The organism is Paenarthrobacter sp. 10N417 (genome assembly GCF_056394745.1).
Window position 1 is genome coordinate 1 of the sequence record NZ_JBFTIL010000019.1, and the last position, 19,576, is coordinate 19,576.

A 19,576-nucleotide genomic window follows, 5' to 3' on the forward strand; every position below is an offset into this window, starting at 1 on the left:
AGAGGCCCCCAGCCAGACCACTGGGTTGATAGGCCGGATGTGGAAGCGAGGACTAAAGACTCGTGAAGCTGACCGGTACTAATAGGCCAACAACTTACACCACACACAAAAACACTGCACGCGTCCACTATGTGGTTCCCGAACAACAACCGTTCCAGGAACCAACAACTGAATACACAACACCACAGGACCCTCAACATCGAGGGAACACACATGTTGTAACCACAAAGCTTCCCACCCCAACACCGGAACCAAACCGGCACAGGGGTTCGGGTAACAAGGTTACGGCGGTCATAGCGTGGGGGAAACGCCCGGTCCCATTCCGAACCCGGAAGCTAAGACCCACAGCGCCGATGGTACTGCACCCGGGAGGGTGTGGGAGAGTAGGACACCGCCGGACAACCATTAGGTCGAGACCCCCCAACCCACACCAGGGTCGGGGGGTCTCCCACATTAACCAACAACCAGACACAGCAAGCCCCGACCACCACGGCCGGGGCTTCCCCCATTTAAGACCCCAAAAGGCGCAGCGCCAACAATGTTGTGAGACTTGCCACGGGACACCCGTGGAGCTGCCCTGACGTTCGGCGCCTGAGGCGCTGTCGCCTAGAATTGCATAAGACATACGAGTCGGTAGCCCAGTGCTGCAGACGGCGTGACAACGAAATAAGGGTTATGAGCGACTACGCACGCGCCAGTGGTCGGCTCGCAACAGGAGGAATCCACCATGGCTGAGCACAACGGCGGCAATCGCGACGGCAACCGCGGAAACTTTGGCGGGAATCGCGGTGAGCGCGGTTCTTTCCGCCCCAACAACAACTCTGGTGGAGACCCTCGTGGATTCCGTTCCAGGGAGAACCGCGACGGCAATGAGCAGGGTCGTTCCTTCGGTGGCGATCGTGATCGTAAGCCCTTTGGTGACCGCGGTGACCGCGGGGAGCGTCCGGCGCGTGATGGTGAGCGTCGTCCGTTCAACAGCGACCGTGGCGAGCGTAAGCCCTTCGGCGACCGCCCGGCCCGTGGTGGTGAGCGTCGTTCCTTCGGTGGCGATCGTGATCGTAAGCCGTTCGGTGACCGCGGTGACCGCGGTGACCGCGCTGATCGTCCGGGGCGCGATGGTGAGCGTCGTCCGTTCAACAGTGACCGTGGCGAGCGTAAACCCTTCGGTGACCGCCCGCCCCGCGATGGTGAGCGTCGTTCCTTCGGTGGCGATCGTGATCGTAAGCCGTTCGGTGACCGTGGTGACCGTCCGGCCCGTGATGGTGAGCGTCGTCCCTTCAACAACGACCGCGGCGAGCGTAAACCCTTCGGTGACCGTCCCGAGCGGGGCCCACGGAACTTCGATGGCCCGCGTCGAGATGGCGATGAGCGTCGTCCCTTCAACAATGACCGTGGTGACCGTCCCGCGCGCGATGGTGAGCGTCGTCCGTTCAACAGCGACCGTGGCGAGCGTAAGCCGTTTGGTGACCGTCCCGAGCGTGGTGGCGAGCGTCGTCCCTTCAACAATGACCGTGGCGAGCGTAAGCCCTTCGGTAGCCGCCCTGAGCGTGGCCCGCGGAACTTTGATGGCCCGCGTCGTGATGGCGAGGAGCGTCGTCCGTTCAGCAATGATCGTGGCGAGCGTAAGCCGTTTGGTGACCGTCCCGAGCGTGGTGGCGAGCGTCGTCCGTTCAACAATGACCGCTCCAACTCCTGGGAAGACCGTCCCGCCCGCGTTCCCAACGCGAAGGACATTCGCAGCGCCAACCGCCCTGACCGCGAACGTTCTCCGGAGATCGATGAGGATGTCACGGGCAAGGAACTTGACCGCGCCACCGGGCACCAGATCAAGACCCTCGAAGAGCAGAGCGCAGGCTGGGTGGCGAAGCACCTGGTCATGGCCGGTCGCCTGATCGACATCGAGCCGGAGCTGGCCTTCCAACACGCTTTGGCCGCCAGTCGCAGGGGTGGTCGGCTGTCGGCTGTCCGGGAAGCTGTTGGCTTGACGGCTTACGCTGCAGGTCACTATGGCGAAGCGCTGCGCGAATTCCGTACGTACCGCCGCATCAGCGGTTCCAACGTTCACCTGCCCGTCATGGCCGACTGTGAGCGTGGTCTTGGCCGCCCTGACCGTGCACTGGACATGGTCCGGTCTCCTGAAGCGCAGGATCTGGATGCTCCGGGCAAGGTAGAGCTGGCGATTGTGGCTTCTGGCGCGCGAGCGGACCTCAACCAGCTCGATGCTGCTGTAGCCGAGCTTGAGATCCCGCAGCTGGACATTAACAGGGCATTCTCTTACAGCCCCCGTCTGTTCCGCGCGTATGCAGAAGCACTGACTGCCGTGGGTCGCACTGAGGAAGCCGAAAAGTGGGCTCGTCAGGCACTGGTAGCTGAGAATGCCCTCGGCGTTGGTGACTTCGCCGAACCGGAAATTCTTGACCTCGGCTGGGACGAGCAGGAAGAAGCAGCGGCTGCGCGGAAGCCACGCTTCGAGAAGCGCGGCGAGGATTCCGACGTCGTGAGGCCGGAAAGCGAAACGGTGATCGCGGAGGCGGCTGCTGCAGACGCCCAACACGACGACGTTGACATTGATGATGCAGAGTCGGATTACTTCGAGTCGGACGACGCCGAGTCGGACATTGATTCAGCCGACGAAGCCGAAGAAGCTGACGAAGCCGAAGAAGCTGACGAATCAGAAGAAGCCGAGGAAGCAGTAGCACACACGGAATCCACCGAGGAACAGGGCACTGACTCGCAGCATGGCTGATTCACTCATTTCGTCCTTTGACGCGGTTCTTTCCGATCTTGACGGTGTCGTTTATGCAGGTCCCCATGCCATTCCCGGGGCTGTGGAGTCGCTGCAGCGCCTGGAGACGGTAGGCGTCGGCTTGGGTTACGTGACGAACAACGCCTCGCGTACTCCCGCCCAGGTTGCTGCGCACTTGCGGGAACTGGGAGCGCCTGCGGAGGATCACCAGGTGGTCAGTTCTTCGCAGGCTGCCGGGGAGCTGCTTGCTTCCATGCTGCCCGCGGGGGCTCACGTGCTCATTACTGGCAGTGCGGCGTTGGCCCACGAGATCGAACTCGTGGGCCTCAAGCCCGTGCACAGTGCAGAGGAGTCGCCGGTGGCTGTCGTCCAGGGCTTCAACCCGGAGATCGGCTGGAAGGACCTCGCGGAGGCCTCCTACGTTGTCGCCGGCGGTGCCCAATGGTTCGCGACCAACACGGACATGTCCATTCCGCAGGCACGCGGTATGGCTCCTGGGAACGGTACCCTCGTTGCAGCAGTTGCGGCCGCAACGGGCAAGACGCCGTTGGTTGCCGGCAAGCCCGAAGCGCCGTTGTTCCACGCTGCCGCCAAGCGCCTGAATTCCGATCGCCCACTGGTAGTGGGGGACCGTTTGGATACGGACATCCTGGGCGGCAACCGTGCTGGATTTGCGACGGCGGCGGTACTCACCGGCGTCGATACGACGCTGTCGATTCTGGCTGCCCGGACGGAAGAGCGTCCGGACTACCTTTTGGCAGACTTGGGGGACCTTTACGCCCCTTACCCGGAAATCGTCAACGACGCTGGCACTTACCGTTGCGGTGCAGCGTCAGCAGTTGCTGAGGATGGCAAGGTCTCGTTGACCGGGAGTAAGGATGACCTCGACGCGTGGCGTGCTGCCTGCGCGGCATGGTGGGCTGAGGTTCCGGACACTGCTGTAGCTCAGGCGCCCCAGCTGGAATGGCGAACTCACTAGACTGGTGCGATGACCGAGGCCAACAATTACCCGGAAGCTGAGGCTGAACGGCCCCCTGTGCGCTGGCCAGAGGCTCTTGAAGCCACCGGCGACGTCCCTGTGGACCGCGCCCTTGGCTTGCTGGAGGGCGTTCATGGGGCTCCTGTGGCAGACCACGCTGGGTTGTACACGGCAATTCATGACTCCCTCCTGGAGGCTCTGGATGCTGAGCCCGGCCTGCCGCCGGTAGCGGACCGGGATACCGCTCGTACCCGCCCGGAAGGCGAGAATTAGCGAATGGCAAGACTTGATCAGGAACTCGTCACCCGTGGGCTGGCGAGGTCCCGGACGCACGCTGCCAAGCTCATTAGCGACGGCAAGGTGAGTTCAGGCGGGGTTGTCTTCGCCAAAGCGGCCCAGCAAGTGGACGCCGAGACAGATCTGGACGTCCAATCCCACCTTGAGGACATTTACGTGAGCCGCGCCGGGCACAAGTTGGCCGGCGCGCTGGCCGCGTTTCCGGCGGTAGCAGTATCCGGTCGCCGGTGTCTCGACGCCGGAGCCTCCACTGGCGGCTTCACGGACGTTCTGCTTCGGCAGGGAGCCGCGCAAGTGGTGGCGGTCGACGTCGGGCATGGCCAACTGGTGCCGCTGCTCCGCGATGATCCCCGGGTGGTGGTCCATGAAGGGCTCAATGTCAGGTATATGACGCCGGACCAGATCGGTGGCACCGCAAGCCTGACTGTCGCAGACCTGTCCTTCATTTCCCTGACGTTGGTCCTGGGCCCCCTTGCTGCCTGCACGGAACCTGGCGGAGACCTTGTCCTGATGGTCAAGCCGCAGTTTGAAGTCGGCAAGGAGCGGCTAAGCCGCACGGGCGTCGTGTCTTCCGAGAATGAACGACGCCGGGCGGTGGCCCAGGTTGCCCGCGCTGCAGTTGATGCGGGGCTGCAACTTCATGGCCTGGCGGCAAGTCCACTTCCGGGCCAGGACGGAAATGTTGAGTACTTCCTGTGGATGAAGCGCAGGATGTCCGCTGTGTTGCCTAAGATCGAAGAGCGGGACGAGGACGTTGCTGCATTGATAAAGAACCTCTGGCCAAACGACTAGAAAGCAGAACCCGATGAGCAGGCATGTACTTGTCCTTGCCCACACAGGGCGGGAGGAATCGCTCCGGGCGGCGTGGGATGCTTGTACGCAATTGCACTCGTCGGGCCTGGTGCCGGTCCTTCAGAAGTCAGAATTGGCAGATGTCGAGCGCTTCTTTGGTGCCGTTGATACCCCCATTGAGATCCTCCACGACGACGTGAGTTTGGAAGACGTGGAATTGGTGATGGTCCTGGGTGGCGACGGAACCATCCTGCGCGCGGCGGAACTTGTGCGGGAAGTGGACGTTCCCTTGCTGGGCGTCAACCTCGGCCATGTGGGCTTCCTTGCAGAGAGCGAACGTGCTGACCTGGCCCAGACGGTCGAATGGATCGCGAGCCGCCAGTACACCGTTGAAGAGCGCATGACGATCGATGTCCAGGTGTGGATCAAGGGCCAGAAGATCTGGCATACCTGGGCCTTGAACGAGGCCGCGATTGAGAAGGCCAATCGGGAACGGATGCTGGAAGTCGTCACTGAGGTGGATGAACGACCCCTGACGTCGTTCGGCTGTGATGGTGTGGTCCTTGCGACACCAACGGGATCAACGGCGTACGCGTTTTCGTCTGGTGGGCCGGTGGTGTGGCCTGAGGTGGAGGCGCTCGTCATTGTGCCAATCAGCGCCCATGCCCTTTTTGCCAAACCCTTGGTGGTCTCTCCGCGATCCAAGCTGGCCGTGGAAATCATGAACCGGACGGATGCCTTGGGCGTCCTTTGGTGTGATGGCAGGCGCTCCGTTGACTTGCCTCCGGGAGCCCGTGTTGAGGTGACACGCTCGGCCACACCGGTAAGGCTGGCACGGACACATAAGACTCCTTTCTCGGCACGGCTTGTGCGCAAGTTCCAGCTTCCCATCCACGGCTGGCGTGGTCCGGCTCCCCGCTCAGGGGAAGTCCACACCGGCCCCATCCCCGTGATTCGAACACTTTCACCGGCTCCTTTGCCTACCCCCCGGGACGCGAGTGATCTCCGGGATACCGAAACGTCCCTGAACCCGGGGCACGGTGAGCCATCCGACCCCACGAATGCGAAGTGAAGCATGCTTGAAGAACTCCGAATCCGTGATCTCGGTGTCATCACCGATGCCGCCCTGCCGCTAGGGCCCGGCCTCAGCGTCGTAACCGGTGAAACTGGTGCCGGCAAGACCATGGTGGTGACCGCCGTCGGGCTTCTCCTGGGTGCCCGTTCGGATGCCGGCGCAGTCCGGAGCGGCGCCAAATCTGCGTCCGCCGAGGCAGTCCTGAAGCTTGATCCAGGCCACACCGCGGTGGAGCGGGCCAAGGAGGCCGGCGGTGAGGCTGAGGAGTTCGACGGCGTCGCTGAACTCCTGCTGGCCCGCACCGTTGGTGCCGACGGCCGCAGCCGGGCTTACGTTGGGGGACGGGCGGCACCGGTAGGGGTTCTGGCCGAACTTGGCGAGAGCCTGGTGGTGGTGCATGGACAATCGGACCAGATCCGGCTGAAAAGCGCTACGGCACAGCGACACGCCCTGGATCGCTTCGCTGGTGCAGCGCTGGCCAAGGTTCTGGGGGAGTATCAGGATCTGTACAACCACTGGAAGTCCATTCAGGCCGAGCTGGAGACACTTCGCAGCGAAGCGCGGGAACGGCTTCGTGAGGCGGAATCGCTGGACGCCGCTCTCAAAGAGATCGATGACGTGGATCCCCAGCCTGGTGAGGATGAGACCCTCAAGGCTGAGGCCGTAAAGCTTGCCAACGTTGAAGAACTCCGGCTCGCAGCGGCAGCGGCACATGAGTCGCTCATCGCCGAGGAATTCGGCGATGCCGGCGATGCCACATCGATGGTGGATGCGGCCAAGCGGACGCTGGAGCACGTTGCAGAACACGATGAGGCGTTGGGGGCCGCTGCTGCACGTCTTGCAGAAGTTGGTTTCCTGCTGAACGATATCGCCGCTGACTTGTCCAGCTACCAAGCTGCATTGGACACTGAAGGCCCGGAGCGGCTCTCTGAAATTGAGGAACGCCGCGCAGCCTTGGCCAAACTGATCCGGAAGTACGCCCCCAGCATCGATGAGGTGTTGGAGTGGGCGACTACGGCCCGGATGCGTTTGGACGAGCTGCAGGACGATTCAAGCCGCATCGAATCCTTGGATGCCGAGGTGGCTTCGAGCGAAGCTACCCTGCGCAAGCAGGCCGCAGCGATCAGCAAGGCCCGGCTGAAGGCGGCCAAGGACCTCTCAGCCCGCGTGAGTGCAGAGTTGAAGGCTTTGGCCATGGCGGATGCCACGTTGATCATCCAGATAGAGGACAGCGGATCGCTTGGCCCCTGGGGGACTGACGAGATCGCCTTCCTCCTCCAGCCACACTCCGGCGCTCCGGCGCGTCCACTGGGCAAGGGAGCCTCCGGCGGTGAACTCTCAAGGGTGATGCTGGCCATCGAGGTGGTGCTCGCGGCGGTGGATCCTGTTCCTACGTTCGTCTTTGACGAGGTGGACGCCGGTGTGGGTGGACGGGCCGCCGTCGAGATCGGGCGCCGGCTGGCCATGTTGGCCCGCCACGTCCAGGTCCTCGTTGTGACGCACCTGCCGCAGGTTGCCGCCTTCGCTGATCAGCACATCCGGGTTACCAAAACCTCAGTGCGGGGCGCCGACGGAAAAACGTCCACCGGATTCACCTCCAGCGATGTGCAACTGCTGGATGACGACGAGCGCGTGAAGGAGCTTGCCCGTATGTTGGCCGGGCAGGAGGACTCAGAATCTGCCCAGGCACACGCGCAGGAATTGTTGGACGATGCGAAATTGCTTCCCCAGCGGCCTGGGAAATTCCCGGCACGGGGCTGATTAAGGACTGCGACCACTATCACATCCGTGCACTTGGTCCCGCCCGGCTCTTGATTGCAGGCATGGTCTTGGGCAACTATTGACCATTTGGGGAATCCGGACGGACGCTTGGAAGGCGTAATTGATGATAAGCTCGAATTCCGTGGTGCAGCGATCAAATTCCCGTGTAAATTCCCGGTTCCCGGGCTCGTCCAAGACGACCAAACACATCTTCGTCACCGGTGGTGTGGCGTCCTCGCTCGGTAAGGGTCTGACGGCTTCCAGCCTCGGCCACCTGCTGCGGGCACGCGGTTTGTCTGTAACTATGCAGAAGCTCGATCCCTATTTGAACGTGGATCCGGGCACGATGAATCCCTTCCAGCACGGCGAAGTTTTCGTGACTGATGATGGCGCCGAAACCGACCTCGACATCGGACACTACGAGCGCTTCCTCGATGAAAACCTCGAAGGTTCGGCCAACGTCACAACGGGCCAGATCTACTCCACGGTCATCGCAAAGGAACGCCGCGGTGAATACCTCGGAGACACCGTTCAGGTCATCCCGCACATCACGGATGAAATCAAGCGCCGCATGCGCCTTCCCGCCGAAGGCAAGAACGCTCCGGATGTCATCATCACTGAAATCGGTGGCACGGTGGGCGACATCGAATCGCAGCCCTTCCTTGAGTCGGCCCGCCAGGTGCGCCAGGACATCGGCCGAAACAATGTCTTCTTCCTCCACGTTTCCCTGGTTCCGTACATCGGTCCTTCCCAGGAACTGAAGACCAAGCCGACGCAGCACTCCGTGGCAGCCCTTCGTTCCATCGGTATCCAGCCCGAAGCCATCGTGATCCGTTCGGACCGCGAAGTGCCGGACGCCATGCGCGAGAAAATCGGCCGCATGTGTGATGTCGATATCGACGCCGTGGTCAACGCCGCTGACGCACCCAGCATCTACGACATCCCCAAGACTCTGCACTCCCAAGGCCTGGACTCCTACATCGTCCGTGCACTGGATCTGCCGTTCAAGGACGTCGACTGGAGCAAGTGGGACAAGCTGCTCGAAGCTGTCCACAACCCCAAGCATGAGGTCGAGATCGCCCTGGTGGGCAAGTACATCGATCTTCCCGATGCTTACCTTTCGGTGACCGAGGCCCTCCGTGCAGGTGGGTTCGCGAATGAAGCCAAAGTCAAGATCCGCTGGGTCCCCTCTGACGAGTGCGAAACACTTGCGGGCGCCACCAAGTCCCTTGCCGGCGTCGACGCGATCTGCGTGCCGGGAGGCTTCGGCATCCGTGGCCTGGAGGGTAAGTTGGGCGCGTTGAAGTTTGCCCGCGAATCCAAGCTCCCGGTTCTGGGCCTGTGCCTTGGCCTTCAGTGCATGGTGATCGAGTACGCCCGCAACGTGGTTGGCCTGGAAGGCGCCTCGTCCAGTGAGTTCGAGCCGGACTCCAAGTACCCGGTTATCGCCACCATGGAAGAGCAGCTGGACATTGTGGAAGGCAAGGGAGACCTCGGCGGCACCATGCGCCTGGGCCTCTACGAAGCCAAGCTGGACGAGGGCTCCGTAGTCGCAGAGACGTACGGCACCACTTCGGTGAGCGAACGCCACCGCCACCGCTACGAGGTTAACAACAAGTATCGTGACCAGATCGCGGCAGAGGGCCTGGTCTTCTCAGGTACCTCTCCTGACGGCAAGCTGGTTGAGTACGTTGAACTTCCCCGCGAAGTGCACCCGTACTACGTCGCGACGCAGGCACACCCTGAGCTCAGCTCCCGCCCGACGCGCCCGCACCCGCTCTTCGCAGGCCTCGTGAAGGCTGCCTTGGAGCGTCGTGAAGGCGCCGTTGTGGGAACCAAGACGGCTGCCCGCGCGGTAGCTGCCAAGTAAGTAGCTGCCAAGTAAACGGTAAACGCAAGCACTAACGAAGGACGGCGCGATGCCCGGCATTTCTGAAACCCCCAGCACCTCAAGGCAGGTTTCGGATATGCCGAGCCCGCGCCGTCTTTTGTCCACCAGCAAGGTCTACGAAGGCCGCATCTGGGATGTGGTCAGCGACGCCTTCCAGCTCAGCGAGGATACGGACACCCTGGTCCGGGATTACATCGACCACCCTGGGGCGGTGGCCGTGCTGCCCATGAACGTTGACGGCGAAATCCTGCTCCTGAAGCAGTACAGGCACCCCGTTGGTATGGACCTCTGGGAAATCCCCGCCGGCTTGCTGGACATTGAGGGCGAGGATTTCGTCGTGGGTGCTGCCAGGGAGCTCGCTGAGGAAGCTGATCTTGTTGCGGCCACGTGGAATGTCCTGGTGGACTTCTTCAACTCTCCGGGATCCTCCAGCGAGGCTGTTCGCATCTATCTGGCTCGTGGGCTGAGCGCTGTTCCCGAGGCTGACCTGCATGTCCGCACCGACGAAGAGTCAGAAATTGAGTTCCACTGGATTCCGCTCGACGACGCCGTGAAAGCGGTCCTGGAAGGGCGCCTGCACAATCCGTCCGCGGTCCTGGGAATCCTTGCAGCCGCCGCCGCGAAGGCCGATGGCTTTTCCAGCCTGCGCCCCGCTGACGCGCCGTGGCCCGCGCACCCGAGCCAGCGCTGAGAATGGCCGAGGCCGCCACCCGCACCGCCAACGGCATCGATCGCGGAGTTACGGACTACCTCCAGCACGTCGGGGTGGAACGTGGCCTGGCTGCCAACACCTTGGCTGCCTATCGCCGTGACCTTGCCCGCTATTCGAACTTCCTGGCGAGTCAAGGAGTGGAACGGCCCGGAGACATCACACGGCATCATGTCACCGCCTTTGCCCAGGCCTTGTCCGACGGCTCCGATGGGGCTGCGGCCCTCGGCGTCCGCTCTGCCGCCAGAACCGTCGTGGCCGTGCGGGGGCTCCATAAGTTTTGGGCCCTTGAGGGAACCACGACGTCGGATCCCGCCAGCGATGTCCACCCGCCGATGCCGGGCAAACGGCTTCCGAAAGCCATCAGCGTTGGTGAAGTAACGCGGATCCTCGAAGCTGCGGGTTCGGACTCTGCGACCGGGTTGAGGGACCGGGCCCTGCTTGAATTTCTCTACTCCACGGGTGCGCGCATCAGCGAGGCCGTAGGGCTGGACGTTGACGATGTATCCCTGGAGCACGCCGGTGGCGAACCTGCAATCGTCAGGCTCTTCGGCAAAGGTTCCAAGGAACGGTTGGTTCCTTTGGGCTCTTACGGTGCACGCGCCGTCGGAGCCTATGTGGTCCGGGGAAGGCCGCTGCTGGCATCCAAGGGCAAGGGCACTCCCGCCTTGTTCCTCAATGCCCGTGGCGGCAGGATCAGCAGGCAAAGTGCCTGGACAATCCTCAAAACTGCCGCGGAGAAGGCAAACATCACCAAGGATGTTTCGCCACACACCTTGCGGCACTCTTTTGCCACGCATCTTCTGGAAGGCGGGGCTGACGTGCGCGTAGTCCAGGAGCTGTTGGGGCACGCGTCGGTGACCACCACCCAGGTCTACACGTTGGTCACGGCCGATACTTTGCGGGAAGTTTACGCTGCTGCCCATCCCAGGGCGCTCGGCTGAACCTGTGGTCGGCAGGAGCCGCAACTAGTCCAGGACACTGAACGTCAATTCCACGGCATCGACGAACAAGGCCAGCAGCGACGTCCCCAATCCGGCCACCAGCAAGAGCCCGGGGTGGGCCAGCCCCACCACCACCCGCTTCAGCCGTGGCTGACCCTTGAGGAACTTTTTGGGTACCCGCGTCTTCAGGGGTATTTGCCGCCAACCGCGTAGCCGGCGGAGGAACCAGGCGCACCGCACTATGAACGCCATCCACAGGACAGAGAGCACCAGCGGGACCGAAGCCAGCATGAGGTTGAAGCCGAGTGCGGTCACCTCCTTTTCGGAGTCGCCGATGACGGTTTGCACGGTGGTCGAGATGGAAGCACTCATCACCACAGAGGCGGCCCACACCATGAAGGCCACTACCAGGGCGAGGAAGCGGACGAAAAAATGGCCCAGGACAGTGGCATCCACTGCCTTGAGGTGGCTGCGGGGCGTGGCATGCAGCACAGCCAGCGTGGACAGCAGCGTGGGCAAAGCAGCGGCGAGGACCAGCAAATACCAGGTCCATCCGGCCAGGTCCACCACTTCATCCAGAACAATGAGCCCGGCCCACACCACCGTCCAGGCCCAGCCGACGTATAGCGGATGCGCTACCACCCAACGGGGCAGCCAGGCATCGCGCTCCTGCCCGAGTCGGGCGTGTGCTGGTGACTCGGCAACAGGAACTGTTTCGACATCTTCCGCTGCCTGGGGCTTCGCATCGTGATTGATGGCCTGCGCCTGAGTCTCGGCGCGCGCTTCGCCGCCACCTTCGTTCATGGGCTCACTGTAGGCAACTGGGCTCACGGTAGCAATTGGGCTGACCGTCGCAATGCCAGCCCCGGTAGAGGAGATCGGGTTAAGGTAGGCAGCATGACAGCAGCCCATGTGACACTGTGCTTCCTCCTCCGCGATGACGCGGACGGGGAACACGTCCTCCTCGGCACCAAGAAGACCGGTTTTGGGCGCGGCAAAGTGGTGGGCGTGGGTGGGCACGTGGAACCGGGGGAGACCGCAATCCAGGCGGTGTGCCGCGAGGTCATGGAGGAGATCAGCGTGGTGGTCCAGGCTGCGGACCTCATCCCCGCCGGCATCATTGATTTCGTGTTTCCTGCCAGACCGGAATGGAACATGGCCACCACCGTGTACCTGACGCGTATTTGGGAAGGTGAACCGGTTGAAAGCGATGAGATCGCGCCGGAATGGTTCCCAGTGTCCAAGCTACCGGTGGAACGGATGTGGGCCGACGCCGAGCATTGGCTGCCCGCGATGATTTCCGGGCAGCGGATCGCAGTTCGAGTGGACCTGGCTGCCGATAACGAGAGCGTGGCCAAAGTCCACACCATCGATTGGATCGGAACCGAGCAGTAGAAAAGGTTTCCCAGCGTACGACGGCGGGCCGGTCGCCTTTCGGTGACCGACCCGCCGTCGTCTGCTTCCTTAGCGCCCGAGCGCCAAGAGGCTACGGCACGTGCCGCTCTTCCGGTCCGTTGTATTCGCTGAGCGGACGGATAAGGGAATTCGAGGCAAACTGTTCCATGATGTGTGCTGTCCAGCCGGTGATCCGGCTGGCGACGAACAATGGGGTGAACGTCTGCGTATCGAAGCCCATGAGGTGGTACGTGGGGCCGGCGGGGTAATCGAGGTTGGGCTTGATGGCTTTGGCTTCGTCCATGGCTTGTTCGAGTCCGTTGTAGAGTCCCAGGAGTTCGGGGCGTCCGTAATGGGCGATCATCTTGTCCAGGGCGGCCTTCATGGTGGGTACCCGGGAGTCGCCGTGCTTGTAGACGCGGTGCCCGAAGCCCATGACTTTCTTCTTCTGGGCCAGGGCGTCTTCCATCCATGCCCGGGCCCGGATCGCGGCTTCCTCCATGGATTCTTCGCTGCGGATGCCGATCTCATCGAACGTGTGCATCACGGCCTCGTTGGCGCCGCCGTGCAGCGGGCCTTTGAGGGCGCCGATAGCAGCGGTCACGGCCGAATGCAGATCCGAGAGCGTGGAGGTGACCACGCGGGCTGTGAACGTGGAGGCGTTGAAGGAGTGCTCCGCGTAAAGGATCATCGAGACGTTGAATGCCTCCACAACCTCCACCACTGCTTCTTCACCGAACGTCATCCACAGGAAGTTCGCGGAGTAGTCCAGGTCCTCCCGCGGTTCCACTGCGTCCTGGCCGCGCCGGCGGCGCTGGTCATAGGCCACGACGGCAGGCATCGCAGCCCAGAGGTCGATCGCCTTCTTCATGTTGGCATCGGGGGATGAATCCTCGGCCAGCTCGTGCCGGGCTCCCAGCACGGACGCTGCCGTACGGCAAACATCCATGGGATGTGAGGTGGTGGGCAACGTGTCTATAACTGACTTGACCACAGGGTCCAGGGCACGCCCCGCGCGTTCGCGGGCAACAAATTCAGCCAGTTGGGCATCGTCGGGCAGTTCGCCGTTCCACAGCAGGTAGGCAACTTCTTCGAAGCTGCACTTGGCAGCCAGTTCCTGGACCGGGTATCCCCGGTACAGCAGCGAGTTGGTGTCCGGGTTGACCTTCGAGACGGCGGTGTAGTCCACCACGACGCCGGCAAGGCCTTTTTTAATGTCTTCAGCAGCCATGCTGAACTCCTTCGTTCATTATGCAAGCGCCCCGGTTTGCCGGAGTGCCTGCTGTCCCCTTGGTGATTCCCGGACCTAGCGGATGCCAGGAACCTGGAAGTTGAAAACGCCGGTATCGAACTGGTTGTAGGCCTCGTAATCCACGAGTTCATAGAGGCGCGCACGCGTGAGCATGTTTTCCACTTGTGCCTCTTGAGTCCCCGCAGCCTTAATCGATTCCAGCGTACGCTCTGCAGCGCCCATGGCAATGCGGAGGAGGGTAACGGGGTAGATGACCATGTTTACCCCGACGCCCTGGAGTTGGTCCACGGTGAAGAGGTCGCTTTTGCCGAACTCTGTCATGTTGGCCAGGATCGGGACGTCCACGGCGTCGCGGATGGCCTGGAACTCGCTCAAATCGGCCATGGCTTCGGGGAAGATCGCGTCGGCGCCGGCGTCCACGAGGGCTCTGGCGCGGTCCTGGGCTGCTTGGATTCCATCGACGGCGCGGATATCGGTGCGGGCCATGATGAGGAAGTTCGGGTCCCGGCGTGCGTCTGCTGCGGCGCGGATGCGTTTGGTGGCGGTGTCGATGTCCACGACGTTTTTGCCGTCCAGGTGGCCGCAGCGTTTGGGGTTGAACTGGTCTTCGATGTGGCATCCGGCGAGGCCTGCGTTTTCGAGTTCCTGGATGGTGCGGGCGACGTTCATGGGTTCGCCGAAGCCGGTGTCCGCGTCCACGAGTGAGGGCAGGTCGGTCATGCGGGCGATCTGGCCTGCCCTCGTGGCGACTTCGGTGAGGGTGGTCAGGCCGATGTCGGGCAGGCCGAGGTCGTTGGCTAGGACGGCGCCGGAGATGTAGACCCCGGCGAAGCCTTTTTCCTCGATGAGCCGTGCCGAGAGCGGGTTGAACGCCCCGGGGAACTGCTGCACGGTCCCGGAGGCCAGYAACTCGCGGAGCTTGAGGCGTTTCTGTTCGGGTGTGGTTGTGGAGTACAGCATTTAGAACAGTCCCTTCGGAGCTGCCGCGAGGTCGATCACGCCGGGGGCTGCGGTGATGTTCAGCTGGTCCAGTTCGCCTGCGGACAGTTCGGTGACGCGTTCGACGGCGGTGAGGAACCGTTCGATTTCGGCTTCCTCCACGAGACCGGCAGCAAGCGTGCGGAACTTGTTGATGTACTGCTCGCGGGCGAACGGCCGGGCACCGAGCGGGTGCGCGTCGGCCACGGCGATCTGATCGGTGATGACGGTGCCGTCGGTGAGCGTGATTTCCACGGAACCGCCGAAGGCCTTCTCTGCGATGTCCAGGGAGTGGTAGCGGCGGGTCCACTCGGGGTCTTCCACGGTGGTGACCTTGTGCCACAGTTCAACAGTGTCCGGGCGGGCGGCCCGTTCGGGAGCGTAGGAATCCACGTGGTGCCAGGCGCCGTCCTGCAGGGCGACGGTGAAGATGTACGGGATGGAGTGGTCCAGGGTTTCCCGGGACGCTGTGGGGGAGTACTTCTGGGGATCGTTCGCGCCGGAACCTATCACGTAGTGGGTGTGATGGCTGGTCTTGATCAGCACCGAGGCCACGTTGGCCGGATCGGTGGTTTCGGGGTGCTCGCGGTTGAGTTTGCGGGCCAGGTCGATCCACGCCTGGGCCTGGTACTCGGCGGAGTGTTCCTTGGTGTAGGTGTCCAGGATGGCGCGCTTGGCTTCACCGGGCAGTGGCAGCGGGACCTCGTAGGCGGCGTCCGGGCCGTCGAGCATCCAGGCGATCACGCCGTCTTCGCCTTCGTAGATCGGCACGGGCGAGGTCTGTCCGCGCATGGAGCGGTCCACTGCTTCGACGGCCATCTTGCCAGCGAAGGCCGGGGCGTGTGCCTTCCAGGTGGAGATTTCGCCCTTGCGGGACTGCCGGGTGGCGGTGGTGGTGTGCAGGGCCTGGCCAACGGACTGGAAGATCGTCTCAACATCCAACCCCAACAACGTGCCGATCCCGGCTGCGGCGGACGGGCCGAGGTGGGCGACGTGGTCGATCTTGTGCTTGTGCAGGCAGATGGCCTTGACCAGGTTCACCTGGATTTCATACCCGGTGGCGATGCCGCGCACGAGGTCGGCACCGCTGGCACCGACGTGCTGGGCGACGGCGAGGATCGGCGGGATGTTATCTCCGGGGTGGGAGTAGTCCGCGGCCAGGAACGTGTCGTGGTAGTCCAGCTCGCGAACGGCTACCCCGTTGGCCCAGGCAGCCCATTCGGGGGAGACCCGTTCCGTGATACCGAAAACGTGCCCGCCCTTGCCGTTCGTGGACGGCCCATGCGTCAGGGCCTGGGCGCGTGCTGCGACGATCGGTGCCCGGTTCAGGGAGGCAATGGCCACCGAGGCGTTGTCGATGATCCGGTTGATCACCATATCGGTGACCTCGGGGGTGACGTCGACGGGGTCGGCGGCGACCACGGCGATTTTGTGTGCCAACTGCTCCTCACGCGGGAGGTTCTCTTCGGACTTGTAAACGCGGACGTGGTTGTTCTTGACCATGGTGCTCCTTCTACTGAGGGTCTTTAGCGGGCCACATGAGCGGCTTTGACGTGGGTAAGGCTTCGGTGCAAATGAAGTGTGGTGGCTGCTTCGGCCAGCCGGGGATTCCCTGCCGCGATCGCTTCGGCAATGGCCGCATGCTCCGCGGCCGCGGCATGAAGCCTGGCAGCATCATCGGCTGCCAGCCGGCGCACCCGTACCAGATGCACGCGCAGGCTCCGCATCGCCTGGGCAAGGTAGGAGTTGGAGATCGCAGCATCGATGGCCTCGTCGAGCCGGCTAACCAACGCGTAATACTCGTGCCGGCCAGGATCCTTCTCGCTGAGCAGATCCGGAGCCCTCAGCAGCTGCGCCTGCAGCTCGGCGAAGACGCCCGGTTCCCCACGTTCGGCGGCGAGGGCTGCGGCCCTGACTTCGAGTGTTTCGCGCAGTTCGAACAGTTCGTCGATGCTGTCCAGCGAGATATCGGTGACGACGACGCCGCGGCCGCCTGCCGCCGTCGTCAATCCCTCAGCCATCAGCCGGCCCAACGCCTCCCGCACCGGCGTGCGGGAAACCCCCAGCCGCTCGGACTGTTCGACTTCTGCCAGAACCGTGCCGGGCCGAAGGCGCCACTCAATGATGTCTTCACGGAGGGCCGCATAGGCCCGATCACTGGCGCGCATGATCTCAGTGTATACACAAACTCAAGGAAATTGGATAAATCTTCAAAAAGAGCGGAGCAATGTATACATTTGCAGGCTCTGTGGGGAACTTGAGGTCCAGATCGCGGGCGGACCAGTCGTTAAGGCGCGTGTTAGCCCCGGTTCCAGCCGTACTCGTTCTCCGGGCGCCCTGGCGTTCCGTAGCGCGGGGCCCTGGTGACCGTCCCGGCGTCGGCCAGGTACTCCAGATACCGGCGGGCTGTGACCCGGGACATTCCAAGGGCATCCATCACTTCACTAGCGGATACGGCTTGTTGCCGGGCGCGGACAAGATCCTTCACCGCCTCCAATGTGGAACCTGACAACCCCTTCGGCAGTGGTAGTTCCGTGGGTGCCCGGAGACTCGCGAAGGCCTGGTCCACGTCGCTCTGGGATGCTCCGGCCTTGGAGATGCCGGACACCGAGCCCGCCAGTTGATCACGGAAAGTGCGGTAGCTGTTCAGCTTGTCGGCAAAGGTCGCGTAAGTGAAGGGCTTGATCAAATACTGCACGACGCCGATGGAAACGGCGCTGCGCACGATGTTCAATTCACGGACGGCTGTGATGGCAATAATGTCGGCGAAGACTCCCGCGGAGCGCATGCGTCGGGCAACATCCAACCCATGAAGGTCCGGCAGGTTCATATCGAGCAGCACCAGGTCCACCGGCGAGCCGGACGCAGCGAATTCGCCAAGGATGCGCAGTGCAGACTGGCCATCCGGGGCCGTTCCCACCAGCGTGAACCCTTGGAGCCTGCCCACGTAAATAGAGTGGGCGTCTGAGGCGATGGGCTCGTCCTCGACCACCAGGACGCGGATGTCTGTCATGCATTCTCTTCCTCGGTAACGGGCGCGGGCAGCACAACATGGAACTGGGCGCCGCCTGGATTGCTGATCGTCATAGTACCGTTCAGCCGCTGGACCGCCTGTCGGACCAAGGCAAGGCCGACACCACGCCCATGGGCTCCCCGCGGATTGTCCTGGGCGGACTTGGTGCTGTACCCGTACTGCAACACATCATCGATCGAACCAGGATCGATACCGGCCCCGGAATCCCGAACAGTGAATCCAACACCGGCCACACTGGCTTCAACGTCCAGTTCCACCTTTCGGGGCATCTCACCGGACGCGGCAGCATCAATGGCGTTGTCCAGGAGGTTTCCCAGAATCGTCACAAGGTCCTGGATTTCCAGACCACGGACGCCAGAACTCCCTGATGTCCGAACCACCAATTCCACCCCACGCTCATGTGCTTCGGCAGACTTGCCCATCACCAATGCACTCATCACCGGTTCATCCACCGAAGCAAGCATGTCGTCCGTGAGCTGCTGGCTGAGCTCCAGGTCCTTGGTGGCGAACTCGAGCGCTTGGGGCGTGCGGCCCAACTCAAGAAGGGAAACGATCATATGCAGGCGATTGGCATGTTCGTGGGTCTGGGCACGCAACGCATCCGAGAGAGTCTTCATGGTTTCCAGCTCGGTTCCCAACGACTCAATCTCAGTGCGGTCACGAATGGTGGCCACTGTGCCGTAGACCGATGGCTTTTGCCGGCTCCGGGCAGGGACCGGCCCCACGGCAGGGGCTTGGTTGACCACCAGGATCCGTGAACCGGTCAAATGGATTTCGTCATGGGCTGGCCTGCCGGATTCGAAAAGCGCTCGCAGGCTCCCGTCGAAGGGGAGGTCGGACAGCTTGGGAGCATCATCGGGGGAGCGGTCGGCCTCGGAAGGTTCCAGTCCCAGCAACTCCGCGGCTTGATCGTTGTACATCACTGCTTTTCCGCGGGTATCGATCAGGATCACGCCTTCACGGACGGAGTGCAGGACTGATTCGTAGTAGGCGAAGAGCTGCGCGAGCTGTTCGGGACCCCAGCCGCGGGTCACGGATCGCAGGTAACGTCCGAGCAGCCAGGAGGCTATGGAGCCGAAGAACAAGACCACCAGCGCGATGCCGCCAATCACTCCCAGCCTTTCGGCGACATCGGTATCCACGGTTCTTACGGTGATGCCTGCCGCCACCAAGGCCTTGACGGTTCCACCGGAGTCCTTCACAGGCACGATCGTGCGGACCGAGGGCCCCAATGTACCCGCAGTGACTTCCGTGAAAGTCTCACCCCGCAGGGCAGGCTCGATCGTGCCGATATAGGGCTTGCCCAGCTCTTCGGGACGGGGATGGGTCCATCGGGTCCGGTCGGGAGCCATGATGGTGATGAAATCTGCGTCCGCGTCCTTCATGACCTCCAGCGCATAGGGCTGCAGTATGGCTGACGGATCAGAAGTTGCCGCCGCCTGCAACACCAAGGGGTTGTGGGCAATGGATGTTGCGATCGCAAGCATCCGGCTGCCGGCATCCTCGTACGCCCGATCCCGCGCCTCCAGTACCGAGAACGCGCCGAAGACAGCTGTCAGCACCAGTACGAACAGCAGGTTTGCCACAAACAAGCGGCGGGCGATGCTCCAGCGATGAAACAAGTAGGCCTCCCATGACCAATATGACCGCAACGGTGATGTGTGTCACCCATGGCTGAATGATGGATATCACACAAGGGCAGCGGATTGGACACAAGTGCAGG

At 62.6% G+C, this 19,576-nt stretch carries 18 protein-coding genes and 1 rRNA gene; 11 read left to right on the forward strand and 8 right to left on the reverse strand.

The genetic code is table 11. The features are described 5' to 3' along the window. The first annotated feature begins 283 nt into the window (after window positions 1-283). Window positions 284-400: ribosomal RNA gene (gene rrf, locus AC1DCM_RS20100) — 5S ribosomal RNA — on the forward strand. 273 nt (window positions 401-673) lie between these two features. Here the strand turns inward: rrf and AC1DCM_RS20105 are convergent. Continuing rightward, window positions 674-1,924 carry a hypothetical protein gene (locus AC1DCM_RS20105; RefSeq protein WP_477519469.1) on the reverse strand — a complete coding sequence of 417 codons (1,251 nt, stop codon included), beginning with the start codon at window positions 1,922-1,924 and terminating at the stop codon, window positions 674-676. Between AC1DCM_RS20105 and AC1DCM_RS20110 the strand changes: the two genes are divergently transcribed. From AC1DCM_RS20110 to xerD, 9 genes are all read left to right on the forward strand, one after another. After that, window positions 1,877-2,746: a hypothetical protein gene (locus tag AC1DCM_RS20110; protein WP_477519470.1), complete on the forward strand. Its 870-nt coding sequence runs from the start codon at window positions 1,877-1,879 to the stop codon at window positions 2,744-2,746. The genes AC1DCM_RS20105 and AC1DCM_RS20110 overlap by 48 nt on opposite strands. After that, the gene (locus tag AC1DCM_RS20115; RefSeq protein WP_477519471.1) at window positions 2,739-3,725 is read left to right on the forward strand and encodes an HAD-IIA family hydrolase; all 987 of its coding nucleotides are present in this window, start codon (window positions 2,739-2,741) and stop codon (window positions 3,723-3,725) included. The genes AC1DCM_RS20110 and AC1DCM_RS20115 overlap by 8 nt, the downstream gene beginning before the upstream one ends. A gap of 9 nt (window positions 3,726-3,734) precedes the next feature. Beyond that, entirely contained in the window at window positions 3,735-3,998 is a 264-nt protein-coding gene (locus AC1DCM_RS20120) for a hypothetical protein (RefSeq protein ID WP_442017616.1), read from the forward strand. A 3-nt stretch (window positions 3,999-4,001) separates the two neighbouring features. Next, complete coding sequence (locus AC1DCM_RS20125; protein WP_477519472.1) at window positions 4,002-4,814, forward strand: TlyA family RNA methyltransferase; 813 nt, start codon at window positions 4,002-4,004, stop codon at window positions 4,812-4,814. A 13-nt stretch (window positions 4,815-4,827) separates the two neighbouring features. Then, a complete protein-coding gene (locus AC1DCM_RS20130; RefSeq protein ID WP_442005628.1) occupies window positions 4,828-5,886 on the forward strand; it encodes an NAD kinase in 1,059 nt (352 codons plus the stop codon). Between the two features lie 3 nt (window positions 5,887-5,889). Further along, on the forward strand, window positions 5,890-7,650 hold the full coding sequence (gene recN / locus AC1DCM_RS20135) for a DNA repair protein RecN (protein WP_477519473.1): 1,761 nt from the start codon (window positions 5,890-5,892) through the stop codon (window positions 7,648-7,650). A gap of 124 nt (window positions 7,651-7,774) precedes the next feature. Next, window positions 7,775-9,520, forward strand: coding sequence for a CTP synthase (locus AC1DCM_RS20140; RefSeq protein ID WP_477519474.1), 1,746 nt, complete (start codon window positions 7,775-7,777; stop codon window positions 9,518-9,520). Between the two features lie 49 nt (window positions 9,521-9,569). Continuing rightward, the gene (locus AC1DCM_RS20145; protein WP_442017612.1) at window positions 9,570-10,232 is read left to right on the forward strand and encodes an NUDIX domain-containing protein; all 663 of its coding nucleotides are present in this window, start codon (window positions 9,570-9,572) and stop codon (window positions 10,230-10,232) included. Window positions 10,233-10,234: 2 nt separating this feature from the next. Beyond that, window positions 10,235-11,194: a site-specific tyrosine recombinase XerD gene (gene xerD, locus AC1DCM_RS20150; RefSeq protein ID WP_477519511.1), complete on the forward strand. Its 960-nt coding sequence runs from the start codon at window positions 10,235-10,237 to the stop codon at window positions 11,192-11,194. A 24-nt stretch (window positions 11,195-11,218) separates the two neighbouring features. Here the strand turns inward: xerD and AC1DCM_RS20155 are convergent, their stop codons facing one another. Then, window positions 11,219-11,998, reverse strand: coding sequence for a hypothetical protein (locus AC1DCM_RS20155; protein ID WP_477519475.1), 780 nt, complete (start codon window positions 11,996-11,998; stop codon window positions 11,219-11,221). A 93-nt stretch (window positions 11,999-12,091) separates the two neighbouring features. On the opposite strand from AC1DCM_RS20155, the gene AC1DCM_RS20160 reads away from it, so the two are divergent. Then, the gene (locus AC1DCM_RS20160) at window positions 12,092-12,589 is read left to right on the forward strand and encodes an 8-oxo-dGTP diphosphatase (protein ID WP_477519476.1); all 498 of its coding nucleotides are present in this window, start codon (window positions 12,092-12,094) and stop codon (window positions 12,587-12,589) included. A gap of 91 nt (window positions 12,590-12,680) precedes the next feature. On the opposite strand, the gene AC1DCM_RS20165 is transcribed toward AC1DCM_RS20160, so the two are convergent. From AC1DCM_RS20165 to AC1DCM_RS20190, 6 genes are all read right to left on the reverse strand, one after another. Continuing rightward, window positions 12,681-13,820, reverse strand: coding sequence for a bifunctional 2-methylcitrate synthase/citrate synthase (locus AC1DCM_RS20165; protein WP_477519477.1), 1,140 nt, complete (start codon window positions 13,818-13,820; stop codon window positions 12,681-12,683). 75 nt (window positions 13,821-13,895) lie between these two features. Continuing rightward, window positions 13,896-14,801, reverse strand: coding sequence for a methylisocitrate lyase (prpB, locus tag AC1DCM_RS20170; protein WP_477519478.1), 906 nt, complete (start codon window positions 14,799-14,801; stop codon window positions 13,896-13,898). Further along, a complete protein-coding gene (locus AC1DCM_RS20175) occupies window positions 14,802-16,322 on the reverse strand; it encodes an MmgE/PrpD family protein (RefSeq protein ID WP_477519479.1) in 1,521 nt (506 codons plus the stop codon). 23 nt (window positions 16,323-16,345) lie between these two features. Then, window positions 16,346-16,987: a GntR family transcriptional regulator gene (locus AC1DCM_RS20180; RefSeq protein ID WP_477519480.1), complete on the reverse strand. Its 642-nt coding sequence runs from the start codon at window positions 16,985-16,987 to the stop codon at window positions 16,346-16,348. Window positions 16,988-17,118: 131 nt separating this feature from the next. Further along, window positions 17,119-17,832 carry a response regulator gene (locus AC1DCM_RS20185; RefSeq protein WP_442005618.1) on the reverse strand — a complete coding sequence of 238 codons (714 nt, stop codon included), beginning with the start codon at window positions 17,830-17,832 and terminating at the stop codon, window positions 17,119-17,121. After that, window positions 17,829-19,475 carry a sensor histidine kinase gene (locus AC1DCM_RS20190; protein ID WP_477519481.1) on the reverse strand — a complete coding sequence of 549 codons (1,647 nt, stop codon included), beginning with the start codon at window positions 19,473-19,475 and terminating at the stop codon, window positions 17,829-17,831. The genes AC1DCM_RS20185 and AC1DCM_RS20190 overlap by 4 nt, the downstream gene beginning before the upstream one ends. Window positions 19,476-19,576 lie beyond the last annotated feature (101 nt).